General features: G+C 40.9%; 13 protein-coding genes. 3 read left to right on the top strand and 10 right to left on the bottom strand.

Annotated features, from left to right (window positions below; translation table 11 throughout):
* Window positions 1–388: 388 nt before the first annotated feature.
* The 5 genes from OQ5_RS0118280 to OQ5_RS0118255 form a co-directional block, all read right to left on the bottom strand.
* Complete coding sequence (locus tag OQ5_RS0118280; protein ID WP_016778875.1) at window positions 389–1,441, bottom strand: CNNM domain-containing protein; 1,053 nt, start codon at window positions 1,439–1,441, stop codon at window positions 389–391.
* 292 nt (window positions 1,442–1,733) lie between these two features.
* A complete protein-coding gene (locus OQ5_RS0118270) occupies window positions 1,734–2,804 on the bottom strand; it encodes an alanine racemase (RefSeq protein WP_016778873.1) in 1,071 nt (356 codons plus the stop codon).
* Between the two features lie 7 nt (window positions 2,805–2,811).
* Complete coding sequence (locus OQ5_RS0118265) at window positions 2,812–3,255, bottom strand: GNAT family N-acetyltransferase (RefSeq protein WP_016778872.1); 444 nt, start codon at window positions 3,253–3,255, stop codon at window positions 2,812–2,814.
* Between the two features lie 270 nt (window positions 3,256–3,525).
* Complete coding sequence (locus OQ5_RS0118260; RefSeq protein WP_016778871.1) at window positions 3,526–4,059, bottom strand: GNAT family N-acetyltransferase; 534 nt, start codon at window positions 4,057–4,059, stop codon at window positions 3,526–3,528.
* A 22-nt stretch (window positions 4,060–4,081) separates the two neighbouring features.
* Complete coding sequence (locus tag OQ5_RS0118255; RefSeq protein WP_016778870.1) at window positions 4,082–5,620, bottom strand: carbon-nitrogen hydrolase family protein; 1,539 nt, start codon at window positions 5,618–5,620, stop codon at window positions 4,082–4,084.
* Between the two features lie 316 nt (window positions 5,621–5,936).
* Between OQ5_RS0118255 and OQ5_RS0118250 the strand changes: the two genes are divergently transcribed.
* The gene (locus OQ5_RS0118250; protein WP_016778869.1) at window positions 5,937–7,466 is read left to right on the top strand and encodes an AbgT family transporter; all 1,530 of its coding nucleotides are present in this window, start codon (window positions 5,937–5,939) and stop codon (window positions 7,464–7,466) included.
* Here OQ5_RS0118250 and OQ5_RS0118245 read toward each other — a convergent pair.
* Entirely contained in the window at window positions 7,463–8,185 is a 723-nt protein-coding gene (locus OQ5_RS0118245; protein ID WP_016778868.1) for a YkgJ family cysteine cluster protein, read from the bottom strand. The genes OQ5_RS0118250 and OQ5_RS0118245 overlap by 4 nt on opposite strands.
* Window positions 8,186–8,227: 42 nt before the next feature.
* Window positions 8,228–8,644, bottom strand: a complete 417-nt coding sequence (locus tag OQ5_RS0118240) for a GxxExxY protein (protein WP_016778867.1) — start codon at window positions 8,642–8,644, stop codon at window positions 8,228–8,230.
* Window positions 8,645–8,895: 251 nt separating this feature from the next.
* Here OQ5_RS0118240 and OQ5_RS0118235 point away from each other — a divergent pair, with 251 nt between their 5' ends.
* Window positions 8,896–9,696, top strand: a complete 801-nt coding sequence (locus tag OQ5_RS0118235) for a LexA family transcriptional regulator (RefSeq protein WP_016778866.1) — start codon at window positions 8,896–8,898, stop codon at window positions 9,694–9,696.
* Between the two features lie 155 nt (window positions 9,697–9,851).
* Here the strand turns inward: OQ5_RS0118235 and OQ5_RS21630 are convergent, their stop codons facing one another.
* Together OQ5_RS21630 and OQ5_RS0118225 are read right to left on the bottom strand one after the other, a co-directional pair.
* Window positions 9,852–10,763 (bottom strand): lysylphosphatidylglycerol synthase transmembrane domain-containing protein, encoded by a 912-nt coding sequence (locus OQ5_RS21630; RefSeq protein ID WP_016778865.1) that lies wholly within the window; start codon window positions 10,761–10,763, stop codon window positions 9,852–9,854.
* A complete protein-coding gene (locus OQ5_RS0118225; RefSeq protein WP_016778864.1) occupies window positions 10,729–11,697 on the bottom strand; it encodes a glycosyltransferase family 2 protein in 969 nt (322 codons plus the stop codon). Before OQ5_RS0118225 ends, OQ5_RS21630 begins: the two co-directional genes overlap by 35 nt.
* Before the next feature lie 383 nt (window positions 11,698–12,080).
* Here OQ5_RS0118225 and OQ5_RS0118220 point away from each other — a divergent pair, with 383 nt between their 5' ends.
* Window positions 12,081–13,652: an ArnT family glycosyltransferase gene (locus OQ5_RS0118220; RefSeq protein WP_016778863.1), complete on the top strand. Its 1,572-nt coding sequence runs from the start codon at window positions 12,081–12,083 to the stop codon at window positions 13,650–13,652.
* A gap of 5 nt (window positions 13,653–13,657) precedes the next feature.
* On the opposite strand, the gene OQ5_RS21625 is transcribed toward OQ5_RS0118220, so the two are convergent.
* Window positions 13,658–13,891 (bottom strand): phosphatase PAP2 family protein (locus OQ5_RS21625; RefSeq protein ID WP_044108088.1); only part of this gene is annotated, 234 nt, incomplete at its 5' end.

The following is a 13,891-nucleotide window of genomic DNA, read 5'->3' as shown; positions in this document are numbered from 1 at the left end:
CGCTTTTTTTGCCGGACAGCAGTGATATAAAAGATGTTAGATGATTTTTCAACCTTGATATACTGCAATTTAACAAACAAACCTCTTTAGATGCAACCAGTTGGCTTGCAGCGTATTGCAAAAGTTTAACGGAATATTGTAATAAGTAGGAAACTTTAAAGTCAGGCACTAACCAAAATCATAAACTGATCAAAACATGAAACTTACATACCTCTGTTGGTCTTCTGGGCATGTCAGTATCACCAAATTCCACTACTGACTATTGACTAAAAACTATTGACTGAATTACCTTTATCTAATCATATAACATCTAACTATCTAATATATAGCTTCTAATTTCCAACTTCTATCAATTAACCTCTGCCTCCAGCCTCTACCCTCTAATTATCTATCTTCTCCAGAAACGTGGATAGATACTTTTCATTTTTTGCTGCCATTTTTCACGGGCCACCTCTTGCATGTCAGCATTGGTATCCGTTTCATCCACAATCTCGCGGCCGATAAGGGTTTCAATAATGTCTTCGAGTGTTACAATTCCTTCCATGGCACCATATTCGTTGACGACCAGAGACGCGTGTTCGTTTTCCGAAATCATCTCTTCGAACAATTGCCTCAAATTCATGGTTTCAGGAATCATCTTTATTTTTCGTTCAATGCGGGAAAGAGGCTGGTTGCCTTCACCACGGGCAACTTTTTCGAGAACATCCGACTTCAGAACGTATGCTTCTGTATCGTCTATGTTTTTATTGAATACCGGTATGCGACTGTATTCAAGGTATTTCGATTGTTCAATGAATTCGGCGGCGGTCATTTGTCTGGGGCATGCGACCACAACAGTTCTTGGTGTCATGATCTCTTTCACCCGCATTACATTCAGTCGCATAGCGTTAAGGATAATTTTGCCCTCATCCTGGAATAATATTCCTTCTTTAGCGCCTATGGATGACATTGCTTCGATCTCTTCACGGCTAATGGAGGAATTGTATTTATTTTTCGGCATCAGTTTGGTGATCAATTCGGAAAAGATAACCAGTGGGTAAGCTATAAGCATGAGTATACGGATTGTATATCCTGCCGGAATGGCCAGGTTTTTCCAGAAGGTTGCCCCGATTGTTTTCGGAATGATTTCTGAAAGAATCAGTATCAACAGGGTAAGTACGGCAGAAATAACTCCGAACCATTCATCTCCAAAAACGATGGCTGCTTGTGCACCTACACCTGCTGCGCCAACGGTATGAGCAATGGTATTAACCGACAGTATGGCAGAGATGGGCCGGTCGATATTGGATTTTAAACGTGAAAATAATTCGGCTCCCGGTGCATTCTGCATCTTTTTTATCTCAATATAGGATGCAGTAGTTGAAAGCAATACCGCTTCCAAAATGGAGCAAAGGAAAGATACTCCAAGTGCAAGAAGTAAATATAAAATCAGTAATGTCATGTACGGTTCTTTTTTGTCCTCAGGGCAAATATAACCAAAACATGAAAGTTTTCCACCGGATAGATTTGGGCCGAAACGGTATTGTCGTAATTGACTTCATTTCCAGATTGGTGAAAAGATGAATGATATGGAACTTTCATCAGGTAACCACTGGTTAACAGGAGGATGTAAATCTCTGTTCGGTCTTCTGTTTTGAACAAACCGGACTCCAACCTCAACCTTAACCTCAACCTCAACCTTAACCTCAACCTCAACCTCAACCTCAACCTCAACCTTAACCTCAGCCTCAGCCTCAAATCACCCGTTTATCAATATACCTGGAATTTAACAGCCTGAGAGCCCCCATGTAATCGGTTCTGAATTCAAGCAAATCACCTACTTTAAGGTCGTTTTGGTTATTACCCAGATCAACTACCACCATATCGGAACTTGCCCCTGCCAGGGAAAATGAGTCGTCGGCAGGTATCAGGCGTTTTTCCTCAATGTCGAGCAAACCAAGGTCCAGGAGTGCCCTGCACGATCGTTCGCCGGATTTTTCCTGGTCGAACTCAAAGGTTTCGCCCTCAAGGTTTTGTCCCATATCACCCTGGGGAACAGTAGGCTTTTCGAATAATTCTATGATTTCAGCATATATTTTTATGACATCGTTGTGCATAAAATCGAATTGCGAACCGTCGTAAACATTGGTGCCAAGGAAAAGGGTTTCTCCAACCCTGAAATGATTAATTGAATCGGGAAGCAGTCCCTGGTGAATGAGTGGAATGGTAACCGAGCTTCCTCCGGAAACGTAGGGAATTTTTTTGTTGAATTTATTTTCTATCAATTGCTTGTAAAGGCTCAGCTGTATGAGCTTGTCCTGATTGGGCAGAACGCCGTAAAGACAGCTCAAATTGGTTCCGATACCAATTACTTCAATATTGGGCATTTCAAATACACGCGAATAGAAATCAACAACTTCATCTCGCATTACTCCTTCGCGGAGTTCGCCCATTTCCACCATGATAATAATTTTATGAATTTTTCCCTGGCGGCGGGCTTCTTCCGATAATAACCTGACGGTCTCGAAGGTTGTATTCATACTTACATCGGCATAGCGCACGATGCCTGGTATGGATCGCTTTGGTGGCGGCTTGATATAAATGGCCTCAACATCCGGATTAACTGCTTTAATGGCTTTAAGGTTAGAAACTCTGGAATCGCATACTTGCTTAATTCCCAAATCCATAACTTCCTTTAGATAGGCTTTGTTTCCACAGAGCATTTTGGTCACAATGGCCCATTCGATATTGTTTTCTTTGAAAAGGTTGTTGAGATAAGTATAATTGTCTCTCAGCTTTTGTCTGTTGAGTGTAATGAATGCCATAATGCGGTTATTGTTGTTTGTAGCGCATTTCAAGATACTTGTTTGTAAAACCGAACTTTTCGTAAAGCTTTTTTGCGGGATTGTCCGGCTCAACGTGAAGGGCTACATCGCCGGATGCTTCAGAAAGTGCTTTTTTCATCAGCTCTTTTCCGAGTCCTTTGCCACGGTAATCGCGGTGAATGGCAATGTAAACAAGGATGTTGCCGGGAATATATCCGTCCATTCCCGTTTTGTTTATAACAACGGCTCCGATGGTTCGATCCGCATCTTTCATCTGCAGAACAAATCCTCCAAAAGATTCTGATATCTTTAACGAGTAATCGATGGCTTTGGTAATATCTTCCTTCGGGTCTCCAAACCGGTCGAGATGTGTAAAGAGAAAATCGACGATTTCTTGCTTTTGAGGTTCTGAAGGAAGGTTGTCCGATGAATAAATATTGGTCTGGTACATGAACGTTTCGAATTAATTTAATAGATGTGTCCGGTCTAAAAAGCATCTTTATTGTCAAACTCTGTGTTGTTTTAAATTTTTGCATCCTCATTAACAACGAGTTAACTCCGGTACAAAAATCTAAAACGCCTCAAGCCTCACAAAAATAGCTCTTTCAGGAGCAGACTAATAGATGAAACTTTGCTTGTTTTTAGTCACAATCACTGATATCCGACAAAATGAGCATTGTACTAAAAATTCATAGTTAAAACTGTTGCAGCCCGAAATTGTTCAACCGAATTCTTTCTTCAACAGACTAAACACTTCGGCATCTGCAAAAGTACCGTCGGTCATTTTCTCAGCGTCGCGTTCCACACCTTCACGGGAAAAACCCAACTGTTCAGGTATTTTGCGACTCCTTTTATTTCCAATGGCCACCTTTATTTCAATGCGGTTGAAGGATTTTTCATTGAAAAGATAACCGAGAACTTTTTGAACGCTTCTTATCATGATTCCTTTGCCCTGAAAGGATTCAGTCAGCCAGTATCCGATCTCTGTCCGTTGATTTTGATAGTCCGTATTTTTGGTTCCGATGAGACCTGCGAAATCGCTTTTATACCATATTGTCCATACCAGGTCGCGTTTTTCTTCAGGTAGCTCCAGGACACTATTTACAAAATTTAGTGAGTCTTGTTCGGAGTGGGTCATATCCACAAAAGGCAGCCATACTCTGAGATGTTCTCTTGAGTCATCAATGGCTTTAAAAATGTGACCGGCATCATTTCTCTGAAGTGGCTTCAGTTCAATATCTCTATCAATTGTCATGTTTTGTTGGTGATTAAATGCTCTATTCAATAAGTCCGCTTTTTAGGCGCAGGTCGAATACATCGGTCCGGCGATCGCGCAGATTCCTGACACTTCCGTATGCATGGAGTTCGGATAGAAGATCAAGATCGACGTCGGCCACAAGGATCATTTCGGTGTTAGGGGTCGCTTCTGTCTTGATGCCGTTGGTTGGAAATGCAAAGTCGCAAGGGGTAAAAACAGCACTCTGCGCATACTGAATGTTCATATTCGAGACTTTTGGAAGGTTCCCTACCGATCCGGCCATAGCGACAAAGCATTCGTTTTCGATGGCTCGTGCCCTGGCACAATAGCGAACACGGCTGTAACCGTTCTGCGTGTCGGTAAGGAAAGGCACAAAAAGAATTTTCATATCCTGCTCGGCCAACAGTCTTGACAATTCAGGGAATTCTACGTCATAACAAATGAGTACACCAATTTTGCCACAGTCGGTCTCATAAACCTTGAGCTTGTCGCTGCCGGAAAGGCCCCATGATTTAACTTCATCCGGTGTTACATGTATCTTCTCATACGAATCATATGTTCCGTTACGGCGACAAACATATCCAACGTTGTAGAGTTTATCATCCCGAATCAGGGGCATACTTCCCGTGATGATATTCACATTGTAGCTGATGGCCAGCTGAACAAATCGGTCGCGACATTCTTCGGTGTATTGTGCCAGGTTTCGGATGGCTTCGGGCTCAGAGAGTTGATTGTACCGGGCCATCAAAGGTGCGTTAAAAAATTCCGGAAACAGGATGAAGTCACTTTTGTAGGCAGATACCGCGTCGACAAAGTATTCAACCTGCTCGAAAACATCGTCAACAGTAGGGTAGTGACGCATCTGCCATTGAACCAGACCAAGTCTGACAATAGTTTTGGTTTGCGATAATTGTTTGCCACGTTTGGTGTAATAAATATTATCCCATCCCAGGAGAACCGCATATTCTTTCGACTCGTGGTCGTCTGGCAGATAACCCTTCAGTACTTTTTTGACGTGAAAATCATTGGCCAGCTGGAAAGTAAGAGTCGGATCGTAAAGCTCTTTAAATTTGACCTTTTGAATGTACTCTTTAGGTGTGAGTTGATCCGCTACTTTGTAATAGTTTGGTATCCTTCCTCCGAAAACGATTCCTTTCAGGTTCAGATGTTCGCACAGCTCTTTGCGTGCGTCATAGAGCCGTCGTCCCAGGCGCAACCCCCTGAAGGCGGGGCGAATAAAAATATCTATGCCGTATAGTATGTCACCCCGGGGATTATGAGTACTGAAGGTCATGTTCCCGGTTATCTCATTATAGGTGTGTTCATCTCCAAAACGTTCGTAATTGACAATCAGAGAGAGTGCACATCCCACAACTTTATCATTGACCAAAACTGCCAACTGCCCTTCCGGGAATATGTCAATTAAGGTGCGGATGTTTTGTTCGTCCCATCCCGGGCCTTCCCAGTTGCGATAAGCTTCTTCCTCTGTGGTTCTTAACTCCTGATAGTCGTCTATATTTAATTGTCGCAGTTCTACTTTTTCAATTTCTTCGCTCATACTCTGGAAAATAGATTGTTTGATTATTCGATGTTTTCTTGACGGAATTTCTTTGATGCAAACCTACCCCTAAACTGTGTAAAAGTATTCAGAGCGCACATAAATACAGGTCTTCATTATATTCATTTCATTTTAGTCGGTCAGTAGTGATAATCTACCTTAAAAGTACATTTTTTTAGCGAAAGTAAAAGATTAAACCAAATATGGAAAATCTTGTCAGGATAACATTATCTGATAATACCAACACGATATAAATCAGTTATGAATTTTGCCATTTTTATTATTTTGGTGGCCGAAAAAATAAATGCTATACCTAATGAGAGAAGCAAAGAAGAAAGGCATTTTTGACAGATTTTTGAACATTTTGGAAAAAGGGGGGAACGCGCTTCCACATCCGGCTACATTGTTTGGGATTTTTGCACTGGCTGCGCTTGTTTTGTCGGCCGTTGGAGCCTGGTTGGGGTGGTCGGTTCAACATCCAGGAACAGGAGAAACCATAGGGGTTATTAACCTTTTTAGTAAAGAAGGTCTGGCAATGATTCTGGACCGTATGGTGGAAAATTATACCGGTTTTGCACCCCTGGGGATTGTGATGGTCGCCATGCTTGGGATAGGAATTGCGGAGTCGAGCGGACTGATTGCAGCATTTATCAGGCTCCTGGTTCTGTCGTCACCAAAGCGTTTACTCACTTTTGTGTTGGTATTTTCCGGGATACTCTCGAATTTTGCCAGCGATATTGGATATGTGTTGTTGATTCCTTTGGGAGGCATCATTTTTCAGTCGGTTGGTCGTCATCCGATTGTGGGGATGGCAGCTGCCTTTGCCGGAGTGTCCGGTGGATTTAGCGCCAATCTGATATTGGGAACAGTTGATCCCCTGCTGGCCGGTCTTTCACAGGAAGCTGCGCGAATCATTGATCCCGGATACGAGGTAAACCCTACTGCCAACTATTACTTTATGATTGTCTCGACTTTTGTTATAGCAGTTATTGGTACATGGGTGACCGAAAAAATTGTATCTCCGCGTTTTGGAACCTATTCTGGACCTGAGGGAGAAGAAAAGCTGGAGCACTTGTCGCCCAGGGAGAAAAAAGGCCTGCGATGGAGTCTTGTTGTTTTGTTGTTCTGGGTAGTTTTGATTATGGCCGGGGTGCTCCCCGAGAACGGGATACTAAGGGGTGATGACGGAGGCATACTTTCTTCACCCGTAATAAGAGGAGTCATTGCTATTCTGTTTCTGATCGCCGGTACCATGGGAATTGTATATGGAGCCGTATTGGGAAAATACAGAAATGACTCCGATGTGGCAAAGAGTATGGCCAAAAGTATGCAGACACTCACTACCTATTTCGTACTGGTGTTTTTTGCTGCCCAGTTTGTGGCCTATTTTAAATGGAGCAATCTGGGGGTGATTATGGCAGTGAATGGGGCCGAAGCACTGATGGCTGCCGATTTGGGATTAATACCGCTCATGCTGTTATTTGTGCTTTTGTCTGCTTCCATCAATATGCTGATGGGAAGTGCTTCGGCTAAGTGGGCCATAATGGCGCCGATTTTTGTGCCGATGTTCATGTTGCTGGGATATTCACCCGAATTGTCGCAGGCCGTTTACCGCATTGGCGATTCGGTGACCAACATTATTTCGCCTATGATGAGCTTCTTCGCGCTCATCATTGCCTATTTTAACAGATATGACGAAAATGCCGGACTGGGAACTGTCATGGCCACGATGATCCCTTATTCCATTGCTTTTTTTATAGGATGGAGTATTTTACTGGTTATTTGGTTGACTTTCGGGCTACCGTTGGGGCCCGGAGCCGGCCTGGAATATACCATGCCAGGTTAATCATCAGGTAGTTCATCAAATGGAAAACCGTCGTGAATGGTTGCGCCCTGCAGCCATTCTTTTGTTTTTTCCTGAGTTTCAAGCAGCCTGAGAAGAATATGCTCTATCCTGTGTTCCTCAATTGCGAGTCCCTCTTCGCGCAAGGCCGAAGCAAATCCTTCGTTTAGCTGTCGTCCGGCTTTCAGGGTGAAGTCAAAAAGCGCCGGCATAACGTTTGGATCATCAGGCCGGTCGAATTTAGCTTTGCAGCTTTTTTCACTGGATGAAAGATAAATTCGGCATGCCATGGGGCGTACGGGGTAAACCATGCAGCTGCCGTTGCGTAAAAGCGGGCAGGGATGAGAAGTTTTGAGGGTGTCGCCCGGACTTAACTTTTTTAAGCGGTCGTCTTTTGCCCTGGATTTAACTTTTATGGTTTCGATTACTTCTTCAGAGAATCGTCTTTTTAAATAATCAACCAATACAATCATTTCATGTGTTGAGGCGAAAACGGCCTGGTGGCAGCACCATTGACAACCCATGTGGCAGTCGACCGGAATATTTTCACTTTCACAGCGTTGGGTGAATGCATCAATCAACAAATCAACATTGTGGTGAAGCTGACGGATGCCAATTTTCAATTTTGACAACTCTTTTTCCACCGGGTTGGCTTTGGCCAGACTGCTACCATCGGCAAAGAAGATTTGTTCGAAACCTTCGGGGTGAGAATCTTTTGTCATTCTTCTTTTTTAATTAAAACCATATAAGGCATATAAGATGTTTTATTTTTCTTTTAATAGTCTGTAAAGTTCATTAACAAAGGTCCTTTGGCCATTTTTGAATATATTTTTCGAATTGAAATTAATCAATAATCCTTCAGGAACATGCAGCAGCTTCATGTAGGTCAAAATTTGAGCTTCATGAATAGGCATTATTGTTTCAACAGCTTTTAGTTCAACAGGGAGTATTTTTTCGATGAAAAGATCACACCTTAATTCTGCAGAAATGGGTTTTCCCTTGTAAATAACCGGAACACGATATTCTGATTCGAAGGATATATTACAATCTTTTAATTCTTCTATCATACATTTATGATAAACGCTTTCTAAGAGTCCAGGACCAAGATTTTTATGAACTTCAATTGCAGCGCCATTAATAAGGTATATGAGTTCTTTCAGATATTGTTTGGTAATCTCCATAGGGCAGGTTTGTTTGTAATCAATAATATATTTTTATTGCCTTCTTTTTCAAAGGTAATAAAAATCAATAGATCGTTATATTTTTAGATACCTGCCTGCTGGCAAGCTGGCGGCAAACAGGTGCCTAATATGTTAATAATCTGTGGTTTTTTTCTTATTTGTCTTATATGGTTCATTAAAAATTTGGCAAATTAATTACCTGTTCATATATTTGCTTATAAAATAATCCAAAATAAGCTTATTATATAATCATGTATTTTGCATCTAATCTACGTCTATTGCGAAAAAGACGCGGCCTCACCCAGGGAGACCTGGCTCAGGCTCTCGGAATAAAGCGCCCGACGTTGAACAATTATGAAAACAAAATTTCCGGGCCCCCGTTGGATGTTCTGGCTGCCATTGCCGATTATTTCGGGCTCTCGATGGATACACTTGTCAGGGTTGACTTAACTAAACTGACCGGCTTTCAGCTGAAAGAACTGGAACAGGGAAATGACGTTTATGTCAGAGGTTCACGGTTACGTATATTAACATCGACGGTAGGGCCCGATAACGAAGAAAATATTGAATTGGTGCCTGAAAAAGCAAAAGCCGGGTATCTAACAGGTTTTGCCGATCCCGAATACATTAGCTCTCTGCCTGTTTTCCGATTGCCGTTTCTCGACCGGGAAAAGAAGTACCGCACTTTTCAGGTTAGTGGAGATTCCATGTTGCCGGTTCCCGAAGGAGCCTGGGTAACAGGCGAGTTTGTGCTCGACTGGCACGCCATAAAATCCGGTGAGGCCTGTGTCATCCTGACACGCGACGAAGGCATTTCTTTCAAGATTATTCAGAACAATATATCCGAAAATGGAACTCTGAAATGCATCAGCCTGAATCCCCTTTATGAGCCTTACGATCTTCCAGTAGATGAGATCAGGGAAATTTGGCGTTTTGTTCATTATATAAGTCCCGAATTGCCTCAGGGAAAAGTCGAAATTGAGCATTTGTTGCGATCCATTAACAATATTCAGAACGATGTTGGTGAGTTAAAAGCGCATTTGTTGAAATAAGTATAGGGTGTGGCGCATGATGCAAAGAGCAGGGAGTGATCAAGTAAAGGTCAGATCCATTTTTTAACCATGTGAATGTTTATAAATCATCGCAAGCACGTTCTTTCAGGCCAATAACTCAGACTAATTTTATATTGAGTACAGTAAAAAGTAAATTACACCGGGTGCGGTGCAGTTGATACTCTTTCAGGCCTGGTATTGAAAATTGATTTTTGCGAAAAAGCAAAAAGGATACCGGGCAAAGCTGTGATCATGGTAGTCAACTGAAACAGTATACTTATGGCAATTCCAAGGACAGGGTCTGTTCCAAGGTAAATTGATCCGGCATAGAAAATAAATTCTCTGGTTCCAATGCCTCCTAAGGAAACCGGTATAGCAGATGCAATGGTCGAAAGGAAAAACAGGAAAAAATAATCAAGGCTGGTCATATTTATATCTATACCAACAGCATTAAGCAACAGCATTAATATAACAATCTGAATTCCCTGTACCAATAGCGAAAATCCGGTAATCTTCCAGAATATTGAAGTCAGATGTTTATTGACCAAATAAACTACAAGATAGTATCCTGTTCCAATAAATGGAATCGCTAAAAAAAGCCATTTTTGAAATGGAAAGTGGTGATCGATAAAGAAAGAAGTACCAAGCAGGAAAATAACAATGATCGAAAGTCCGCTTAAACGGTCAGTAAAAAGAGCTCCTGCTAATTTTCTGATCGATACCCTGAATAGTTTATGTAAAACGTATACTTTATACCCATCTCCACCAATCCCACCCGGCAGAAAAAAGTTGTAAAACATTCCAAGCCAATATAGCCTGATGTTGGCTATGTTCGAAATATAAATAGGGACAGCGCGTAATGCAGTATTGAGCCGAAAAGAACTGATAAATTGGGATAATGCGTATAGTAAAACGGCACCCGTCCAAAACCAGGGGTCGATGTGCTTAAGCTTTGTAATAACCAGTGTTAAGTCAAGTCTGGATGCAATAAAAAGCAAGGCCCCAGCGGAGATAAAAATTTTTAGCAGGAGCTTAAGAAGCGGTACGTAGCTTTTTTGATCCGACATGCTGTATGTAATTGATTTTATAGGGTTTTTTATTTTGCGACTCATAATAAGTTCTCATATTTACTTCAGACAAAAGACCAAAGGTAACCAGTTGTATCCCGGTTAGAATTAAAAGAACACCAAGGATCATGATGGGCTTTCCCCAAATATCATGGCCCATAAGTTTTAAAATAAGCAGATAAATGTTGATGATTCCACCTGATAGAAATAGTAATAAGCCTGTTGTTCCAAACAAATGAATAGGCTTTTGCATGTATTTTTTCAGAAAAAGCATTAGCATGAGATCACTGATTACTTTAAGGGTACGTCCCAATCCGTATTTTGATTTCCCATATTTTCTTGACCGGTGATTGACATTCATTTGAGTGATGGCTGCTCCTTCATTGCTGGCCAAAACAGGTATAAAACGGTGTAGCTCTCCATAAAGTCCTATACTTTTTGCCAGTTCTGATTTAAACACTTTTAAAGTACAGCCATAGTCTTTCATTTTTACTTTTGTGGTGTACCTGATAAACTGGTTAGCGAGCATGCTTGGGAATTTTCTCAAAAAAAAGCCGTCTTTCCGGTTGACCCTTATTCCGGCCACCATGTCCCAGTCCTCACAAATGGCTTTTTCCAACATTGAAGGAATATCGGCCGGATCATTTTGAAGATCACCGTCAATTGTTGCTATATAATGTCCGTTGGCTATTTCAATTCCTGCTGCAAGGGCTGAACTTTGTCCGTAATTTCTTTTTAGGCGAACTAGTACTATATTATCTCCCTGTAATTTTAATATATTGGAAACCGTCCGATCCGTTGATCCGTCATCCACAAATATCACCTCCTTTTTGATGCCGGTAAGAGCCATTTGTATCTGTGAGTAAAGCGGAACTATGTTTTCTTCCTCATTATAAACACAAATTACAACTGATAATTTTGGTCTAATATCCATGCGTGAAAAGTTTTTTAAAAAACTCCTTATTCTCTCGAATTATTCTGTAAAGAACCGGAATGTTTGTTAGCAGAATATTTGTTAATAGTTACGCCTTCTTTAATTAAACTTTGATAGTGTGTTAATAATTAGTCCATGTTAATTTTGAATTAAACCTTAACCGTTCGTTTGCAGGATTAAGGGTGATAATGAACATTTGTAAAAAAATGGGAGAGATGAATACTCTGAATTTTCGGGTGCCACAGAAGAATATCAGCACCCCGTTAAATCCGGTATTGTTATTATTATGAAACGAGCATAGCAAGGTTTGTCACATGAGAACATGTATAAACTCCAATCATGCGAGTTCCATCAGACCAATAACGTAAATTAATTTTATACTGATGAAATCTTTACCACTATTTGCATCAGGACTGATCGTTTTCTTTTTTTCGTTGTTTTTGTTCCTGTTTGGATCGGGACGTTCAGACATTTATATCCTGGATGAAAGTAAAAATGCTCAATGTGCCTACGAAATGATGGAGGGCGGTGATTATATTACACCGGTTTTTAACAATGAATTACGCACTGATAAACCCCCGTTGCACTATTATTTTATGATGATTTCTTATTCGTTGTGGGGGAAGACTCCTTTTGCAGCCCGCTTTTTTTCGGGGTTTATTGGAAGTATTTTCTTATTGGTATATTTTTTATTTTTAGTGCGTCATACCTCTGATAGTAGTATTGCATGGTGGAGTATATTTGTTTTATGGTCAAGCATACACTTTGTTTTGGAATTCCATCTTGCTGTACCGGATCCATATCTGATTGTATGTGTTGGAATTAGTCTGATGGCTTTTTACCATTGGATGCAGACCGGCAAACGGTTGGCAATTTGGGGAATGTATGTTTTTATGGGATTTGGGGTGTTAGCTAAAGGACCCGTTGCAGTGATACTGCCCGGTTTATCAATGCTGCTTTTTTTGTTGATTAGCCGTCAGTTTTCTTTTCCGGTACTTCGAAAGTTGATTTCGTCAACCGGTATTTTGCTTTTTTTGACTATTGTTGTTCCCTGGTATTATATGGTTTGGAAAACAACTGATGGAGCCTGGATAGAAGGTTTTTTGCTCGATCATAATATCAGCAGATTTACTGACACAAAAGAAGGTCATGGCGGTTTCTTTTTAATAACTATCGGTTATTATCTGATGGGTTTTATTCCTTTTGTCTTTTTTATCTCTCCGGCCTTTAAAGTTATCTGGCATAATAAACGCGATTCCCTCATCACTTTTGCAAGTATAATAACTCTGGTGTTTATTATATTTTTTTCATTCAGCAGCACTCAACTTCCTAATTATGCCATGCCTGCCTATCCTTTTACAGCTCTTTTGGCAGGTCATTTTTTGAATAAAGAGGCCGGTAATATCCACTCTTTAAAATTTCGTTGGCATTTTCTGGCTGTTTTTCTCTTTGCAGTGTTACTTTTTACCGGCGCCTTTATTGCTATTGAAAAAGATCCTAATATCGAGGGAATGTATCATTTATTGTATTTTCTTCTGCCTCTTCTGGCAGGAACCTTGCTTTCAGTTGTACTGGTCTTTAAGGGAAAAAACAGAGCAGCTTTTCTGATGCTGGGAACTACTTTCTGTATTGAGGCAATGTTTTTGATAGGAGGCTTTATGCCTCAACTGGACAAACGCAATCCGGTTTATCTTTCTGCACAAATAATAGAAAATGCCGATTCTATTGCCTGGCACCAAAGTGTTAACCCTGCTTTTGTTTTCAGATATGGAATAATACCCGAGTTGCAGACGAACGCTGAAATCAAATCTTTTTTATCCGATCCCGGAAATGTTTTGCTGACTACGGCCAAAGGAATCAGACAATTCGACGGACAGGTGCCTTACATTATTTTATTTGAATGTACCGATTTGTTTGATAATCGTGAAACCCGTATTATATCAGGGAAACAATGATATTTTTAGTTGGCTGATAACTGGGTTTTGGCTTTGATACGTTTTTTGCGATAAGCCAGAAAATCTTTTGCAAGATTGCTGTTTAAATCATTGTAATATTTCCCAATCAGGTGGTTAATCCCTATCGAAACCGTTACACCTGCTAAACCACCGGCATAAACATCCATGAAATAATGCTGTAACAGATATACTCTCGATACAGCTATTCCAACTGCCAGAATTATTAACAAATATCCTAA

The sequence above is a fragment of the Anaerophaga thermohalophila str. Valhall genome (assembly GCF_000250735.1).
Lineage (GTDB): Bacteria > Bacteroidota > Bacteroidia > Bacteroidales > Marinilabiliaceae > Anaerophaga > Anaerophaga thermohalophila_A.
Note: the sequence above shows the minus strand (reverse complement) of the source record. Positions and strands in the feature narration are given on the sequence as shown.